22 protein-coding genes and 1 tRNA gene are annotated in these 16,382 nt (G+C 33.7%); 9 read left to right on the top strand and 14 right to left on the bottom strand.

Going from position 1 to position 16,382, the window contains the following annotated elements; genetic code table 4:
- Positions 1 to 40: 40 nt before the first annotated feature.
- From gmk to DNK47_RS01180, 7 genes are read left to right on the top strand one after another with little or no spacing between them, the layout of a single operon-like run.
- Entirely contained in the window at positions 41 to 619 is a 579-nt protein-coding gene (gene gmk / locus DNK47_RS01150; protein ID WP_112665177.1) for a guanylate kinase, read from the top strand.
- A 46-nt stretch (positions 620 to 665) separates the two neighbouring features.
- Positions 666 to 1,538 (top strand): HAD-IIB family hydrolase, encoded by an 873-nt coding sequence (locus DNK47_RS01155; RefSeq protein WP_258393889.1) that lies wholly within the window; start codon positions 666 to 668, stop codon positions 1,536 to 1,538.
- Positions 1,539 to 1,550: 12 nt separating this feature from the next.
- Positions 1,551 to 2,030, top strand: a complete 480-nt coding sequence (locus tag DNK47_RS01160; protein ID WP_112665179.1) for an NAD(P)H-dependent oxidoreductase — start codon at positions 1,551 to 1,553, stop codon at positions 2,028 to 2,030.
- Entirely contained in the window at positions 2,023 to 3,153 is a 1,131-nt protein-coding gene (locus tag DNK47_RS01165; RefSeq protein WP_112665181.1) for an iron chelate uptake ABC transporter family permease subunit, read from the top strand. Before DNK47_RS01160 ends, DNK47_RS01165 begins: the two co-directional genes overlap by 8 nt.
- 35 nt (positions 3,154 to 3,188) lie before the next feature.
- The gene (locus tag DNK47_RS01170; RefSeq protein ID WP_112665183.1) at positions 3,189 to 4,211 is read left to right on the top strand and encodes an iron ABC transporter permease; all 1,023 of its coding nucleotides are present in this window, start codon (positions 3,189 to 3,191) and stop codon (positions 4,209 to 4,211) included.
- Positions 4,211 to 5,701: an ABC transporter ATP-binding protein gene (locus DNK47_RS01175; protein ID WP_112665185.1), complete on the top strand. Its 1,491-nt coding sequence runs from the start codon at positions 4,211 to 4,213 to the stop codon at positions 5,699 to 5,701. The genes DNK47_RS01170 and DNK47_RS01175 overlap by 1 nt, the downstream gene beginning before the upstream one ends.
- The gene (locus tag DNK47_RS01180; RefSeq protein WP_112665187.1) at positions 5,679 to 6,950 is read left to right on the top strand and encodes an ABC transporter ATP-binding protein; all 1,272 of its coding nucleotides are present in this window, start codon (positions 5,679 to 5,681) and stop codon (positions 6,948 to 6,950) included. Before DNK47_RS01175 ends, DNK47_RS01180 begins: the two co-directional genes overlap by 23 nt.
- A gap of 41 nt (positions 6,951 to 6,991) precedes the next feature.
- Here DNK47_RS01180 and tsf read toward each other — a convergent pair whose 3' ends face one another.
- A complete protein-coding gene (gene tsf / locus DNK47_RS01185; RefSeq protein ID WP_112665189.1) occupies positions 6,992 to 7,873 on the bottom strand; it encodes a translation elongation factor Ts in 882 nt (293 codons plus the stop codon).
- Positions 7,874 to 7,912: 39 nt separating this feature from the next.
- Here tsf and DNK47_RS01190 point away from each other — a divergent pair, with 39 nt between their 5' ends.
- Positions 7,913 to 8,806, top strand: a complete 894-nt coding sequence (locus DNK47_RS01190) for a hypothetical protein (protein WP_112665191.1) — start codon at positions 7,913 to 7,915, stop codon at positions 8,804 to 8,806.
- On the opposite strand, the gene infC is transcribed toward DNK47_RS01190, so the two are convergent.
- Positions 8,807 to 9,358, bottom strand: coding sequence for a translation initiation factor IF-3 (infC, locus tag DNK47_RS01195; RefSeq protein WP_309250884.1), 552 nt, complete (start codon positions 9,356 to 9,358; stop codon positions 8,807 to 8,809). It lies immediately after the preceding gene.
- A 46-nt stretch (positions 9,359 to 9,404) separates the two neighbouring features.
- Here infC and DNK47_RS01200 point away from each other — a divergent pair.
- Positions 9,405 to 9,492 (top strand) — tRNA-Leu (locus DNK47_RS01200).
- Positions 9,493 to 9,503: 11 nt separating this feature from the next.
- On the opposite strand, the gene rpoE is transcribed toward DNK47_RS01200, so the two are convergent.
- The 12 genes from rpoE to DNK47_RS03435 form a co-directional block, all read right to left on the bottom strand.
- Positions 9,504 to 10,046 carry a DNA-directed RNA polymerase subunit delta gene (rpoE, locus tag DNK47_RS01205; protein ID WP_181454140.1) on the bottom strand — a complete coding sequence of 181 codons (543 nt, stop codon included), beginning with the start codon at positions 10,044 to 10,046 and terminating at the stop codon, positions 9,504 to 9,506.
- A 10-nt stretch (positions 10,047 to 10,056) separates the two neighbouring features.
- Complete coding sequence (locus tag DNK47_RS01210; protein ID WP_258393890.1) at positions 10,057 to 11,442, bottom strand: HD domain-containing protein; 1,386 nt, start codon at positions 11,440 to 11,442, stop codon at positions 10,057 to 10,059.
- A gap of 44 nt (positions 11,443 to 11,486) precedes the next feature.
- The gene (locus DNK47_RS01215; RefSeq protein ID WP_112665195.1) at positions 11,487 to 11,666 is read right to left on the bottom strand and encodes a hypothetical protein; all 180 of its coding nucleotides are present in this window, start codon (positions 11,664 to 11,666) and stop codon (positions 11,487 to 11,489) included.
- Positions 11,667 to 12,058: 392 nt separating this feature from the next.
- The gene (locus tag DNK47_RS01220) at positions 12,059 to 12,289 is read right to left on the bottom strand and encodes a hypothetical protein (RefSeq protein ID WP_112665197.1); all 231 of its coding nucleotides are present in this window, start codon (positions 12,287 to 12,289) and stop codon (positions 12,059 to 12,061) included.
- Positions 12,290 to 12,307: 18 nt separating this feature from the next.
- The gene (locus DNK47_RS01225; RefSeq protein WP_112665199.1) at positions 12,308 to 12,550 is read right to left on the bottom strand and encodes a hypothetical protein; all 243 of its coding nucleotides are present in this window, start codon (positions 12,548 to 12,550) and stop codon (positions 12,308 to 12,310) included.
- Positions 12,551 to 12,576: 26 nt separating this feature from the next.
- Positions 12,577 to 12,822: a hypothetical protein gene (locus DNK47_RS01230; RefSeq protein ID WP_112665201.1), complete on the bottom strand. Its 246-nt coding sequence runs from the start codon at positions 12,820 to 12,822 to the stop codon at positions 12,577 to 12,579.
- A gap of 32 nt (positions 12,823 to 12,854) precedes the next feature.
- Positions 12,855 to 13,082 (bottom strand): hypothetical protein, encoded by a 228-nt coding sequence (locus DNK47_RS01235; RefSeq protein ID WP_112665203.1) that lies wholly within the window; start codon positions 13,080 to 13,082, stop codon positions 12,855 to 12,857.
- Positions 13,083 to 13,155: 73 nt separating this feature from the next.
- Positions 13,156 to 13,761 (bottom strand): hypothetical protein, encoded by a 606-nt coding sequence (locus DNK47_RS01240; protein WP_112665205.1) that lies wholly within the window; start codon positions 13,759 to 13,761, stop codon positions 13,156 to 13,158.
- A 63-nt stretch (positions 13,762 to 13,824) separates the two neighbouring features.
- Positions 13,825 to 14,328 carry a hypothetical protein gene (locus DNK47_RS01245; protein WP_112665207.1) on the bottom strand — a complete coding sequence of 168 codons (504 nt, stop codon included), beginning with the start codon at positions 14,326 to 14,328 and terminating at the stop codon, positions 13,825 to 13,827.
- Between the two features lie 218 nt (positions 14,329 to 14,546).
- Positions 14,547 to 15,071: a hypothetical protein gene (locus DNK47_RS01250; protein ID WP_112665209.1), complete on the bottom strand. Its 525-nt coding sequence runs from the start codon at positions 15,069 to 15,071 to the stop codon at positions 14,547 to 14,549.
- A 246-nt stretch (positions 15,072 to 15,317) separates the two neighbouring features.
- Positions 15,318 to 15,773, bottom strand: a complete 456-nt coding sequence (locus tag DNK47_RS01255; RefSeq protein ID WP_220084651.1) for a hypothetical protein — start codon at positions 15,771 to 15,773, stop codon at positions 15,318 to 15,320.
- Positions 15,774 to 16,146: 373 nt separating this feature from the next.
- A partial coding sequence (locus DNK47_RS03435; protein WP_181454141.1) for a hypothetical protein occupies positions 16,147 to 16,382 on the bottom strand: 236 nt, incomplete at its 5' end.

A 16,382-nucleotide genomic window follows, 5' to 3' on the forward strand; every position in this document is an offset into this window, starting at 1 on the left:
AATTAAAATGCCCCTTATTCTCTTAATGTTTACTAATTAATTGAGGTATAAGAACAAAATTTTTATTGTTTGCGGTCCAAGTGGAGTGGGAAAAAAAACACTATTATCGGAACTAGTAAAGATTGAGAAATTTAATTTAGCTGTCAATATCTCTTACACCACTAGAACTCCAAGAGAAGGAGAAGAGAATGGAAAAGACTATTACTTTATTTCTAAACCTAGATTTGAAGACTTAATCAAGAGAGAAAGCTTTCTAGAATATGCTCACTTTTTTGGGCAATACTATGGAACTCTCTGAAAATCTCTAGAGAAGTTAATAGAGGCAGGAAAAAACATTATCCTAGAGATTGAGACTGATGGTTTCAATCAACTCAGAAAAAAACTAAGTAGTTTTGTATCTATCTTTATCTATCCTCCTTCTATGGATAACTTAAAAACTAGATTAGAAGCTAGGGAAACAGAAAAAGAACAGGAAATCAAAGATAGGTTAGAGAAAGGAAAGCAAGAAATGCAAGAACTTCCCAATTTTCAATATAAAGTTTTAAATGACTCTATAGAAAGAAGTTTGACTGAATTAACTGAGATCTTTAACAAAGAGCTAGGATTTGCAGAAAAATAGTTAAAACAAGTTAGTTAACTTACCTAACTATAACTAGATCTTGACTTTGAAGATAACTATGGGGCCAGAAATAAAAGTGATTTATTCAGACTTAGATGGAACTCTATTATCTCCTAAGAAATATTCTTGAAAAAAAGTACATACATACACTCTATCTACTTTGAGCGCTTTTCTAGAGAACACCAATAACCAATTTATTTTGGCTACTGGAAGAAATCTAGTAAGGGCTAAGTCTATTTCTAGTTGACTGGAAGATAGATTGGGGGGTTACAAGATTCCTTATCTTATTTGCTTAAATGGAGGGTTACTCTTTGACAATAGAAATGAACAAGTGATTTACTCACAAGTTTTTCAAACTACCCAATTACTTAAATTACTAAGTTTTCTAAGAAGACATTTTTGTGTAGTCTTTTTGGTAGTTGATAGTGAAAATCAAGTGTTCACAGAAGATAACTGAATCTCAAGAATAATTGCTAAGAAATTCACTAAAAAATACAATGCAACCTTAAAAATCAACACTCCGGAAAATTACAAAAATGGTTGAGAGAATATTCAAAAAGTAATTCTCTTTACCTTTCATAAAAACTCTGCAAAACTAAGGGTACTCATTGAATCTAAATTTTCTGAGTTTTATGTCTCTATTCATGGTGACTGACTACTGGAAGTTATAGATAAGAAAGTTAATAAATTCTTTGCTATTCAAAAAATTAACGAAATAGAAAATTGACAATTAAGTCAATGTTGTGCAATTGGAAATGAACACAATGATTTATTAATGATTGAGAAGTGTGGGTTTGGAGTCGCAGTTGATTTTTCTCCTAAGCACACAACCTTTAACTATGACCCTAACTTAATTAATCTACATACTACTAATAAAAAGGGGATAGCTGTAGCTAATGCCATTAATCACTTTTCTTAGTTTTTTGGGACCTTGCTAAAGAAATTAATTATTTGCGGAAGTAATAGTAAAAAGTCTAGAAGTGTTACTTTAGCTGAGCAACTTTCTAGAGAGCTTTCTATTTGAGCTATCTATCTCAATGTTTCTGAGAATATTCCACTATTAAACAATGATTTAACTGCAAAGAAGGAATTTCCCCCAACCATAACTTTCTTGGTTGAAAAGATTAGGGAGCATGACGCCATCATACTAGTATTTCCCCAATACAACTACAACTTTTCAGGCTTTCTTAAAAATGTCTTAGATTGATGTAGTCTTGTCTCTAGAAAAATATTTCACTCAAAGATATTGGTTTTATTGGGAGTTAGTCTAACAGAGTCTGGGAGCGATGAATTCAAACAAGTTACTTCTTTTACCTGCAATGCTTTAGGGGCAGACAAAATAGTTTTTCTTAACTGAACTCCCAATACTAGATTCGAAGAGCTGATCAAGAACATCAAGAGATATGTCTAGCTTTTTGCAGGCCTATTACAGGCCTGCTAGCTACATACATAATTTCAATTCCTCCCCAGACTCTAACTTCAAAAGATTCAACTGAAACTCTCTTCTATCCAATAAAAAGTTCTTACTTGTTTCTCTTTCTCTTGTTTCTCTTTTCTTAATAGGACTGAATCTTTATAGAAAGATAGAAGGGTGGGATCTAGAGCAAATTCTCTCTCCATTATTTGGTTTCAGAGCCCCGGCACAAAAGGGTCAGGAGGTAAAGGGGATCAACTTCCTACCATATCAAAGAATTACCTGAATTATTTTGGCTTCTTTGATGGCTGCGACTCTCTTGGCCATCTCTGGAAATATCTCTCAATCTCTTCTGCAAAATCCTCTAGCAGACAGCTCAACCTTAGGAATGATGGATGGTGCCGCTTTAGGATTAATTGTTCTTAAAGCTTTTTTAGGTTCTAGTATTGGAAGTTACTACTGAGCTCACTTTGTTGTTTCCTTCTTCTTTTCCTTTATTGTTTTTTCTTTAATTCTCTTCCTATTTAACAGAAGGGCTACGTGAGAGAGACAAAATCTATGCACTATGTTAATTCTTTTTGGATTAATGTTGAATATCTTTTTTAGAACAGCCATTCACTTAATAAAAGAATACAGTGAGGTTTCGCTAAAGACTTCCTTTGCTTTAGCTATTGGTGGTGCAGAGAATATCTATGAATTATTTCCTTTTCAATTCCCATTGATTCAAATTGCTTTTCCAATAGTAATAGTCCTATTACTAGTTACTAGATTACTTTCTAAAAACCTAAATCTTGCAGAACTGGGATTTGATCAAGCTCATTCTCTGGGAGTAAATGTAAAGCTATTGCAATTCTTTGGCTATCTGATTATCTTGTGTTGCAATACTCTAACGATTAACTTAGTTGGAAATATAGCTTTTTTAGGACTAATCAGCACTCATATAGCGAGAAAACTTTTAAAGACCAGAAAATATGAAAACATCCTTCCTGTTTCTGCAATTATTTCTATTTGTTTATTGCTCACAGCAATAACAATTAACTCCTATCTAACCTATATCTCTAGCTCTAATCTAATTGTTGCTTTGGGTGCTGTTTCCCTTCTATTCCTAAACAAAAAGTAATGAACAACAACTACTTTTCTAGTTTCTCAGCCTAATTGAGCAGAGCTAGCTCTCTGCAAATTAGAGCACAAAATGAGCCTTCTAAGTGAATTTGTTTAGCTCTAGTTCTACTATCTTCTTCTTTTTTTGCTTTATTCACTTTCAATTGAGAGTATGACTTCTCCTATAAAGCTCTAAATCCTAGATTATGGCAGTATTTCTTAGCCATATTCAGTGGAGGGGCTTTAGGAGTTGCGGGATTAATGCTTCAAAAACTAACCAAGAATCCTTTAGCAGATATTTCTCTGTTAGGTATTGGATCCCTAAATATTATTGCCATAAGTGTTTTTATCTTTCTGAACTTTGACGGAGAGAAAGCTTCCCTTCCATTCTTAAAGGCTGTATTGCCAATAATTTCTTTACTGGCATCTCTGCTTGGTACCACAATTGTTTATCTCTTAACTAAAAAGAAGAAATCAACTCAATCTCTTGTAATCTCTGGAATTGCATTTCAATTCCTTTGTGAGGCAATCAGTGTCACTATCTTAAATTTCATCTCTAATGATCAAGACAGCTCTAGACAAATATTTGTTGAAATCTCTAACTACAGCTATGGAAAGTTACCTGATATTGCTACTGTTTCTTTATTTCCTGAATGAAGAATTACAACCATAGTTTCTTTCCTGTTAATTGCAGTTATTGCAATAGCTATTTGGGTATTCAGAAGAGATTTGGAGTTAATGGAGATTGGAGAGGATTATGCAATTTCTCAGGGAATCAAAGTAAAGAAATTGAGACTGATTTTGTTTGGTGCAATCGCATTGTTGGCGGGGATTGAGAGTGCATTAGTAGGAACTATTTCTCTATTGGGAATAATTGCTCCACATATTTCTAAATTTTTGTTTGGAAATAAAGCCTCATCAAATGTAATAGCTAGTTTTATTGTTGGAGCATTATTAGTTGTTTTAGCTACCTTCTTCTCTGTTAACTTGGCCCAGAATATCCCTATTGGAATCTTCTCAACAGCAATAATTACCCCTATCTTTCTATTCTTATTACTTAAAAATAAGAATCTCTAATGAGATACTTGGCTCTCTCTATTTGTGCTCTTAGTTGTGCATGCTTTGGAATTGGTTTAGGGGTTATTAACAAACAAATTACTTCTTGCTTTCAAGAGCTTAAGCAAGATACATTTGTCAAAGAGAATAATCAAGTAACTCAAGGCCCAAACTTTAATGCTTGGAATCTAATCTACTCTTCTGGAAGTATCTCATATTTAAGACAACTTATTGACCAAATTCAAATAGGTTCAGATTCGGGCTTAAAACAAGTAGACACTGATTCAGGGGCTATGACAGTCTCTTCAACCTCTTATCTACCTAGACTCAAAAATCTTTTGAATTCCTTCCTTAAAGACTTAAGTTGAGAAACTTTGATAGCTAACCATGAAAAGGTGTCTCCGCCAAGTGACCAGAATCAAACTCAATCTATTTCCACTAGCTTTTATCCATTTAAAACAAAATTCTTTTCCTTTAGTAATTGAGTTGAACTAGGAGTCATTGTCTTAGTTATTGAAGCAATATTTTTACTTTCCCTAATTGTCTCAATAGCTTTAATCTCTCTGGATTGAAAGCTCAAAAGAGCAGAGAAGATTAAGTGAATACTCTACTACTTATTCACTAATCTTTTGGGTTGGGTATATCTAAATTACCTGAAAAACAAGTCTGGAAAGAAAGCTTGAATACCTAAAAGAACTAGAAAAGATAATGATTATCAATTACTAGATTATTCGGGTAATAAGTCAGCGATTGTTTTGTCTGATGTATGTTTTTCCCAAGATGATTACAAGATTCTAAAAGGGATTAATTTAGCGTTACAGAGAAATGAATTCTATGCTATTATCGGGCCTAATGGGGCGGGAAAAACCACTCTATTAAAGAATATTGGAGGGATTCTTAAATCTAGCTCTGGAAAGGTTGAAATAGGAGGAACAAATCTCTTATCAATTCCTAAAAAATCACTCTGGAAAAAGATTGTCTATATTCCTCAAGAGTTAGAGATCCAACCAGATACACCGGTATATGACTTCTTACTTTATTCCAGGTATATCTTTCTCCCTAGAACTCAAAAAGCTACTCCGGAAGATCATTTAAAAGTATTGGAAGCAATTAAGAAATGTGGATTGGAGAGTTTCAGATATTCTAGGATGGGTGAGCTTTCTGGAGGTCAAAGACAAAAAGTTATCTTGGCAAGTATTATGGTCAAAGATGCAGAGATCATTCTTTTAGATGAGCCCACAACCCATCTAGATATTGAAAATAGAATGTTTTTGATCTCTTTCTTTAAAGAGTTAAAGAATTCTAAGAAGATTGTGGTAGCTAATCTACATAACTTTGCAGAAATAGCTCAACTATCCTCCAAGATAATTGCCATCAAAAATGGAGTATTGCAAAAAATCTCAGGAACTACACAAGTTCTTAAACCTGATTTCCTAAATAAGCTTTATGACCTAAAACTCTCTGATCAAAAATGAAAGAGAATCTTAAATGCTTCCTTACTTGGCTATTAAACTCTACTTTTCTCTTCTCTGGAATAGCTGAAAAGGCCTTCCATTTAAGTTAAGTCTTAGGTTAGCAACTATCTCACATTGAGCAATAATTGGACTTTTCCTAATTTGGTTATTACTTAATTACCTAAGTGGGCTTTCTCTCACTTCTTTTGGCTTTATTGAAAGATGAAAGATCTTCTTTTTAGTGGTTATTGGGTTACTCTTTTGCCTTAAACTGTCATTTCTTTCAAAGATTTATCTTTCTTACATAAATGTCAATAAGTGATTTAAGTTCTGTTACTGGCTTGAAGGACTCTTAAGCCCTGTGGGGCTAGTCTTAATGAAATATGCTGTTTGCTCTCTACCAGTTAAGTCTTGGGACTCTTTGGATAAGAACAAATTATTGTCTAGCTTCAAGACTTCTTTTTTGAAATCTTCTTTTCCTGAACTCTCTCTTTCTAGTTCTAAAAAGCTATTAGTGATCTCAAATCTCTCATTTTCCTACAAATCTCTCTCTTCAATAGTCTTTCAACTCTACAAATTTTTCTCTAAAAGGGAACAATTATCTAGACAGTGAGCTAAATATCTTTCTGGTCAGGAGAAAGAAAAACTAATTAGATCTATTAACTTGAGCTTGATGTCTCAAAAATTTATAGCTGTGGTTGGAAGAAATGGTTCCGGAAAAAGCACTATAGCCAAGATAATTGTGAGCTTACTGTCTAGTTATGAGGGTCAAGTATTTTGAATAGGGAAAAACTTACAAGATATCTCCGTAAAGTCTTTTGCTAGAAATGTTGCATATATACCGCAACATTCAATTATGTATCAAGATATCTCTCTATTTGACTTCATTGCAATAGGGTTTTCTCCTAGTGAAGGACTAATAACTTCAAAGATCTCTAAAGAGGAAAAAGCAAAAAGAATCTACACAATAATCAAGGAATTAGGGCTAGAGAAAGAATCTGGCAAGTCTCTTCACTCTTTATCTGGAGGAAATAGACAAAAAGCAATAATTGCTAGATCTATTGCTCAGGGCACAAAGATTATCGTTCTGGATGAGCCATTAAATTTCCTAGATATTAAGAGTCGAATAATGGTACTAGACTATCTAAAGTTCCTTCAAGAAAATAAGAAAGTAACAATCATCATGATTCATCACGATATAGAACAAATTAGAGAATACTTAGATGAGATAGTAGTTATTGAGCAAGGATTTTTGGAAGGACATTGAAGACTAACTTCTGAGTCCCAACTACCCTTTTCTAACTAATTTCTCTCACTCTCCCCCAGCAGGGGAAAGAGGGGGCTTAACTAAAGAACTATCTTTTTAGCTCAGACGGGTGTGAGTTCAAACTTCTCTAGAATAGCAGATATCTTAATTGAGGAGTTAAGTATGAAAGATTGTTCAGAGAAAGTCACTTCTGCACTTCTTTTAGGAATTTGTTTCTCTACTATTTGATCTACATTCTTGAGTTCAGGATTTTTCTTTAACATGTTTTCTTTGATTACCTCTGATTCTCTCTCTATTCACTCTTTAGATACATCTTCTTTAGTTAAGAAAAGAGACTCTGTGCCTGCATAATGAACAATCAAGTGTCTTAGTTCTTTTTTGTCTTGTTCATCGAAATCAGAAAGTTTTTTAGAGCCTAGTCTAAGAGTTAATAAAGCAGCAAGTTTTGCATTGTAGTGGGTGTAAGAAATAGTGAAACAATTAGTATTTTTCTCTGAAACTCAACACTCTCCTAACTTAATTTCTTCCTTTGTAATAGAAGAAACAGAGGAGATCTTTTCTTCGACAGTAAGATTGTCTTTTTCAGACTTAAGGGCTAGTAATGCTGATGAGTTTATTATTGAGGCATGAAATTCTTTTTTTTGTTCGTAATCCTGTAGTAATGTTTCTCCTATTTCTTTTTGAAGACCAACAAAAGATTGAGAGTTAGTAACGAAATCTGTCTGAGCTCTTAAATGAACTATTGCTGCAAAAGATAAGTCTTCAGGTCCTACTGTCAATAATCTTCCTTCTGGTAGAGAGTCATCTGTGCTTCTAGATTTAGTCTTTAAAATGCTTTGCTTGAATATAAGTTTTTTTGCTTCTTCGAAATCATCTTTTGCTTCCTCTAATGCTTTAATACAAGATGCAAAGGGGGCTAGTGTCTCCTTTCTTAATTTGGCTATTAATTCCTTATTAGCCATTACTAAAAACTAACTTGATTGTAATAATATAAAGGCTATTTGAAGGCCAAGTTAATAGGGTTTTTGGGGCTTTTTATTGCCCCTCCCGCAACCATCTTTACCTTGCTTAGTTTTCAAGATAAAGGATTAAAGGTGATGGATATAGAGGGAAGTGGTTCTCTTTATGAGCCAATACTTCTTTTAACTAAAGACCATAAATTAAACACAGAACTCAATGTTTTACCTACAGGTTCTGCGGGAGGAAAAGAAGCCTTAAATAACAAAAGCTCAGATTTAGCTTTAACTTCTTTGTCTACGAAAGAGAATTCCGTCCCCAAAGAAGCAAAGCTTGCAGAAGATCCTATTTATTTAGTACATAAAAAGGGGACAAAGTGTTCAACCTTAAATTCAAATGGTCAATCACAAACACAAAATGACTTACTTGCTAAGTTATTTAAGAGAGAGAATGGCTGTAAAGATTTCGTTTTGTTTTTGAGGGAAGGGGGACATGAGCGTTCTAACTTAAACAAAACAGTAATTACTCAAGAACAATTAAAGGAACTGGGAATCATTGTTAGGGAACTGCCTGAGAATAACTTTCTAGCTTATGAGAGATTTAGTAGAGAAGCTTATGCAGATTCAATTATTTTCTTTCCACACTCTTTCATTGAACTAAATAAAGATCTGTTTTCTGGTTATGAACAGAAAAAGTTGAATGGGAACTCTAAAGCAGACTCACCTAAGCTAAAGAAAGAACTTAATTTGCTATTTAATACGGAGAAGGCTGGAGAGAATTCAGAACTAAAACAATTGATTATCAAAATTCTTGGAGGATCTGAGGGCTTAAAAGAGAAGTTCAAGCTTACACCACAAACTTGAAATGATAAGGGAGAGGCATCCTGTACAGGGAAAAATATTGATGATCTCTTTAATGGGAAGGGATCTTCTAAATAACTATTTCTTTATATCTGAGTGTGGATGGAATACACAAGTATATTGAGATGGGCTAATAGACTTTAAGGGCTCTAAAGATCTTCCTTCTTCTTTCACTAACTCACTAAATCTTTTAAAGAGGTTATTGGCAATTATTGCTTTAGTTTCAGAGATCTCATAGGGAGTTCTAATAATTAGTTGCACTTTTTCTCCTGAACCAAGTCATTCCTTGGTCTTCTTGACTTTTCATTGAAGATCATGCTCATCTATCTTTAACTTCAAGGTAATGGATTTTTGTTTAATTGAAACTTTTCCCTTTTCTTTTTTAGAAGATTGATAAGCTTGTTTGGATTGTTCTCTCTGAAATTCACTGAAGTTAAGTAACTTAACTACTGGTGGATTAGTCTTATTGTTGACTAATAATAGGTCTAGTTGTCTTTGTTTAGCAATAGAAAACATTTCTTCTCTACTAACAACCCTTGAAGCCCCTTCTCCTTCAACAAGTCTAAAAGAGTCACCTTGAATATCTTCATTTAGTAAGTAGTTCTTAGGAGACTTAATAGTTTTTAGGATTTCAAGAAAGCTTTCTTAAGAGATAAATAAGTTAATCTAAATATAGGCTCTTATGGTGGAATTGGCAGACACGGTAGCCTCAAGAGCTACTGATATTGAATATCGTCCCAGTTCGACTCTGGGTAAGAGCACCAATTTATCTTTTTTAGTCGTAACTATCTTCGTCTTCTTCTGATTCTTGAGTTCTAGCGGGAGTACTACTTTCCATTTCTTCATCTAAATTTACTTCTTCTGATTCTGGTTGTTCTTCTGAAGAAGATTCTTGTGTTTCAACTTCTGTTTCTGTAGTTAAAGTTTCAGCTGTTGAAGGCTCCGCAGTAACACTCTTTTTACCCCTTCCTCTCTTCTTTACTTCTGTCTTAGCATCTTTACCTTCTCCTTCTGAGGCATCTGGATCACTAAACTGTACATCTTGAGCTCTCTTACCTACTTCTCTTAAATATTCTCCATAATCCATAAATTCTCTAAGTCTTCACTTGTGAGTTCCAACATAAACAAATCTAGGATCAATTAGTAACTCAGTATAAAAGGCTCCTATTCAGTTCTCTATACTATCTTTCTTAAATGCTTTAGCTCTTGTTCAAGTCTTTGCTCATAATGCAGCGAAGTTAAAGCTTAGTCTTCCAAAATGTTCTTTTGCAGCTTCATAAGCAATATCCATTAAATCTCTAATACTGTGTTTTGCCAAACAGCTAGAGTTACCCTATAGTCTTATCACTTTTAACTCTAAATTTTATTCATTGTTTATTTAGCTGTTTAGTAATTAACACAAAATGAGTAGTTTTGTTGTTAACAGCAGGTAATACTAACTCCAATGTCTTAAATTCTTTGGATTCCCAATCCAAGTAGTCAAGAGTTTGAGTTCTATTGATTTCATCTATTTCAGCAATTAATGAGAATATCTCAGTAATAATGACAATTTCTTTATCTAACTCACTACTTCCTTTTTTAGTGAATTTATTGAAGCTCTCTAACTCTTCTGTCTTCATTCTTAATAAGACATGTTGACTTTCTCCTGAATAACCCTTAAATAGTAAGAGTAAAGAATAAAGTTGCTCTGCCCCATCACTATTCTTTTCTAGCTCTAAAAATAGTTCATTTATTCTTGCTAACAAGCTGTAATCACTTAATTTCATAAATTCAGAGATCTTTCAATTAACTGGCTCTTCAAAGAAAAGAGGAAGGAATAGATCATAGAAACTATTGCCTCTGAATCTACTATTAAAGATCTTCTTTAATTCTCTAAGAATGGCTAATAGCATAACTTGATAAGAACAGGCAGATAAGTTCCCATAAATCTCTTTATGCATATAGTCTCTAGATAAAAGCAAAGAACATCTTTGATAGTTAGTCTTTTCAAGAAAACAAAGTTTTCTTTTTCCCTGCAACCTCAGTAATCTAGTTCACTTAATAATTAGGTTGGTGTCAATAGAAAGAGTAAAGCTCCCACAAAAGTACTTATCTCTCAATAGATAGTCAAGTCTGTCAACATCTATCTTTGAGGCTATTAACTCTTCTATTCACTCTCTTCCACTTTTCTTTGAGAGAATCTTGACAATCTCTTCAGGAAAGAAATTGTCTTCTTTTCCATAGACCCTAGATCTCTCAGCTAATAGCTCATATAACTTAGAGTTTTTATTCAAAATAAGTTGTCTAGTCATGTATTCATGAGAGAATTCAGGTAGGAATTTTTCGAAAAAGTGTGAGAAGGGACCATGTCCAATGTCATGTAGCAAAGCAACACTTAAACATAAATCAATCTCTAGTTGATCTTCAGTGAGATTCAAGTCTCCTAGAGATAGGAAATGATTAATGAATTTGGAGGTTAGGGCATAGACTCCTAAAGAGTGGGAGAGTCTTGTGTGTGTCGCTCCGGGGAAGTTCTCTTTAAGTAGCCCTAATTGACTGATCTCTCCTAATCGTTGAAACTCAACTGTATTTAAGAGGGCATACAGTCAAAAGGAAGGGCCCTCAAAGGTTATTTCTCCATGTATTGGATCTTTGATAAAAGGTCAGCCACCTACCCTAGGAAGTTCTAAATGAATCTTTGAAAAAGAACGGAACATCTTATGCTCTCAAGCCATTTAATTATCTAATAAGTGTGAAATTTACTATTGAGTATTTGTGTTTACAAATTAATTTGTATAGGTTCTGTTTTATCTTTTGTCTTACAGTAAGCATAAGTAATTGTGTTATTGGAGAGAGTTGAAGGATGTAGAGTACAGTCTTCTTCTACCTCTAAATAACTGTTTTTTCAGTTAGTTATTCAGTGGGGATAGCTAGATAAGCTATCTTGAAATCCATTCATCAACCTAATGGATAGTTGTGGGTGAATGTTTGTATCTTGATACCTTAATCCTGAAACCCTTTCTATACTTACTGAATCTTCTGAATGATTTGTATCTGTTCCGGTGTATTCATAGAAATAGAAAATAGGTTTTGAAGAATCTTCTTTATTTCTACAAACATATAGTCTTTTATTCTCTTGTTCTTGGTTTCAAAAAGCTTTACAACTCTTATCTTCTTGTAATTCAGAGAGGCTAATACTAGTTTTTACTAAGGGCGAAGTCTTATTAGTTTTTGCATTATTAGTTATTAGAACTAAAGGAGTAACTGCGGAGGCAAGTAAGATGGGTGAGACTATAACCTTAATGAATCCAGAAAGACTGATTTACTTGCTTGTATTAACTAATTAAGGTCTTATTTTCCTGCACTACAGCAACTATTACTTCCGCCACCATTTTGACAATTAATTGTGGGGGCCACTCCATCTCTGTCTTTTATAAATTCTGTAATGCAACGACCATCGCTACTCATTTTTACAAAATCTTTGATAGTCTTAGGGGCTGGTCTCTGAACTATCCCTGAAATAACTCACCCCAGTCCTGTTACACCAATTAACACAGGAGCAAATATCTTAAAGGGGATCATAAAAACTTCCTAATTAGGTTAGAGGTGCAGTAACGCAACAATTGTTGCCAGTGCCCCCCCCGCGCTAACGGAACAACCAGATGAGAAAGGGGTAAAGCCAGTTATATCTGTCTTAAAAGAAGTAAAACAACTCTTAGATTCGTCTCAAGCGACCACATCCTTAAGAGTGAGTGGTCTTGGATGTTGCACAATACCTGAAATTACTCAACCAATACCTATTAAGGAAATTAAAGCTGGAGCAAAAAGCTTGAAAGGAATCAAAACTAAAAGTACTTAAATTAATTTTCTTATTTTTCTAAAGAGGAAGCTGTACAGCACTGACCACCATTTCCGCCCCCCCCAGTACAACCATGTATTTTGGGTTCATTTCCTTCTCTATCTTTTTTAAAGGAAGTAATGCACTTACCATCACTACTTAAATTAACAAAGTCTCTTATGGTAAGTTCAGGAGGTCTTTGAACTATTCCTGATATCACTCATCCTATTCCAGTCACGCCAATTAAGGCTGGTGCAAATATCTTAAAAGGGATCAAAGGAAACTAGAAAACTAATCAGTAAATATTATTTATCCACTTGCAGAGCAACAGCCTGAATCGCCCCCCCCGGTGGTACAAGATATCTTAGGTTGATTTCCGACTCTATCCACCTTGAATCCTTTAATACAACCCCCTGTTCCCATTTCTACAAAATCCATAATTGTTTTGGGGGCTGGTTTTTGAACAACTCCGGAGATGACCCATCCGACTCCAGTTAATCCAACTAATGCTGGGGCAAAGAACTTAAATGGAATCACAGGAATCCACTAAATTATCTATGAATTTTATTAGTTAAGGTCTTGTTTTTACTTATCTACCTTTACAAAAAAACTAAGTTAAAGAAAAGTTCATAGAGAAAGGTTTTTCATTTCTTTTTCCTTCACAAGACATTATGGTTTTCTCTCCAATAGTCTTTATTAATTTACATTCTTTATATGGATTTAAGTCTTGGGCATCAACTCAAGTGGAAATAATAGATGGTTTCATCTTTTCTTTTTGATTTCCTACTAGATTAATTTCTAAATATTGGTCTACTTGTTGCTCTCATTGTTTTTGCTTAAAACTTAAGCTGATTACTTTCTTAGCCTGTTGGGTACTTTTATTAAGGACTAGAGTGGCTTCAGAATCTTTTAATTGGTAGAAATAAAGATTTGGTATTGAAGGTTGATCTTTATCTTTACAGACAATTAATTCACTAAATTCGTTTAGTGAATTACTGTTATATTTCTCTAAGCTTCAACAATCTTTGGGTTTAGTGGCTCCTTGTCATTGGATCTGTCCTTTAGAAATTAATTCTGAGTTAAAGTCAATAGACTCAATGGTTACTTGTATATTATCTGGTCCGCCAGAAGATTTAGGTCAAAAAGCATAAGCAACTGGAACAACAGGGGTTCATATTGCTATTGAACCAAAAAGAAACTTTTGTAGTATTCCCAATTAATTATTTTTGACTTGAAATTCTTAAAAATGACCCCTCTTATTATATTTCGAAAACTAGATTTATAGATACTTATCCAATTTGATTATTGTGAAAGCTTTATTTAATTTACTAATTCTTTCACAATATAGATTGTTTGAAGAAAGATTAATACTACAGTCTTTCAATGGATCTAAGTTATTGATTCAAAAATACTTAATAGGGTCTTTAACTAATACATTAAGTGTTTGATTTCCTGCAAGATTAAATCTCAAGTGATAAGACTTATCTCTTTCTGTAACTAAGCTAACTTTATTAATCTTTCAGATGAATTTGTTAATGGTATTAGTTTCTTGAAGATAAAAAATAGGTTGTTTTTCTTTCTCGAAGGAAGAACAAACTAATCATTGCAAATCATTTAGTTTTTCTAATACATAACAATCACTGGAGAGTTCACTTAATTTTTTGGTTTCAGAGCTTATTTTTAAGTCACTAGCCCCTATTAAATCTTTGGTTGGCTTAACTAAAAAGAAGTAAGAGAAGGTACTGCCTGTAAGTCCAGCTATAAAAATAAGTTTCTTAATCATTATCTTGTCTAATTAGTTGCAAGACAAGAAACTGTAATTAATACTTTTAATTTTTCTATCTTTTGTTAAGTCTTTGAGGTCAGAAACTCTAATAAATTAACTTAGAGAAATTTTCTATATATACAAACATGATCCTTTACTGATGGGGAGATTGTGATCTAAAAAATAGAAATATTTAGTAAAAAAGAAATTTAAAAAACTAGTTGATTTTTAGTGTTTTATAGAGAAAATGTGACATTTGCTTTTTGCTTAACCTTGGTACTCCAATTTAAGTCAGATCCTGTTACTATGTTTAGGGAACATTCAATTTCTTTTTCTTTAACTTCACAACTTTTTAAGGAAACATTAATCCCTAATTTCTGTCCAGTATCCACTTGATCATAGATATGTCCAGTTCTAGCGCGAGTACTTAGACTATAAATCCTATTACCTCCTGAGTCTTTACGTACTGTCGCCCCGCTATCCCTGCAACTCATACTCATACCCCTAGACTCCCCCATATACCCTCCCCGAGCAACATCATATCGAATAGTAAGACTAAGACCACCACCTCTATTAGTCGAAACCCACAGATTCCCAGGACCGTGGTTCTTAATAGGGTCCCATCATTTTCAGTCTTGACCTTTTCATTTAAGTGAGACTTTTGTATCTACAGTAACACCCTGACCCTTTATTAAGTCATTCTTCTTATCACTCAACTCCGCAATTCATTCAAGCGAGACATCTCCGGCCCCTTTCTTCATTTCTCCCCATTTATAATCATTCCCACTACATTTAATTTCTGCACTTATTGGTTTAGGTATCTCTATATTTCAGGGTAGTATGGGTAGGTATTAAAAGAGAAATAGCTTATTTTTATGTCCTCAAAAATTTAGATAAACCTTTTTATAAATCTATTAATAGACTGTCAGCAAAATATCTTTTAAGAGAATAGGAAATAGTTAAGAAAATTTCTTAGAAAGCCACCCCCTAAGTATCTTGTTAACTATTTAATTAATCTTTGTTACTACGTTTAGGGAACATTCTATTTTCTCTTTTTCTGTTTTTCTACACTTCTCGAGCGACACTTCAAGATTTAAGGATCCGTTATTATCTTTTTTTCATTCTCCATGCCCAGCTCCCCTCATCGTTTCACTGTATACCCTTAACCTTCCACTCGTCTTAGTAACTAAACCCTCTTCACCACAAGTTAATTCACCAAGTTCAGTGTTTCCATAAGATCAATAATCACTCCCTCGTCTAATCACACCTGGAATTCATCTCATTTGAATAATCACTACTTTTTTAGCTCTCGTCACATCAGCAATAACATCTAATTTCTCATTAACCTGTCCTCCTGTAAGGGGTCATAATCCCTTTCCGCCAGTATCTTTTTTAATAGAAATTTTCGTTGTTTTAGAGACTTTCTGCCCTTTTTTTAACTGCTCCTTGTCGTTATTTTCCAAATTCAATGTTCAACTAAGAGTCTCATCAGTATGTTGCTTGCCTTTTCTCCCTTGAGTCCAGACATCTCCACTACATTTAATCTCTGCACTTATTGGATTAGGTATCTCTATATTTCATTTATGGGTTGGGGTCTTATCGGCTGTTTCAGTAGAGCGATTGTTGGAGAAAGTAAATTAAATTCAAAAATTATTTTCAGATTTAAATTGTGGTTTTTAAATTTCAGGACAACCACTGTTGGCATTAAAGCACAAAATAGAAGATATTCCTATCATTTTTTAAAAACGTATCTCAGAGGAAATTCTGAGATAAATACCTTAATTAATAAATATTTTTGTCTAGAAAATTCAGTAAATATTTAGATCTATTAAATTTTTAGGGATTATTAGTTACTACGTTTAGGGAACATTCTATTCGATCTCCCTCTTTTCTGTCACAACCCTTTAATGAAACACCAATGTTCAACTCTCTTCCGACATTTACTTTGTCATATCTCCCCTCAGAACTAGCTCGAGTATCTAGACCATAAAGTCGTTTTCCTCTAGATCCCTTATTAATTATGTTTTCTTCAAGCGGACAACCTAAACTGATTGCACCTGTATGCCCCGTGT

Origin of the sequence: Mycoplasma wenyonii, from assembly GCF_003265155.1 — a bacterium.
GTDB classification, from domain to species: Bacteria; Bacillota_I; Bacilli_A; order Mycoplasmatales; family Mycoplasmoidaceae; genus Eperythrozoon_A; species Eperythrozoon_A wenyonii_C.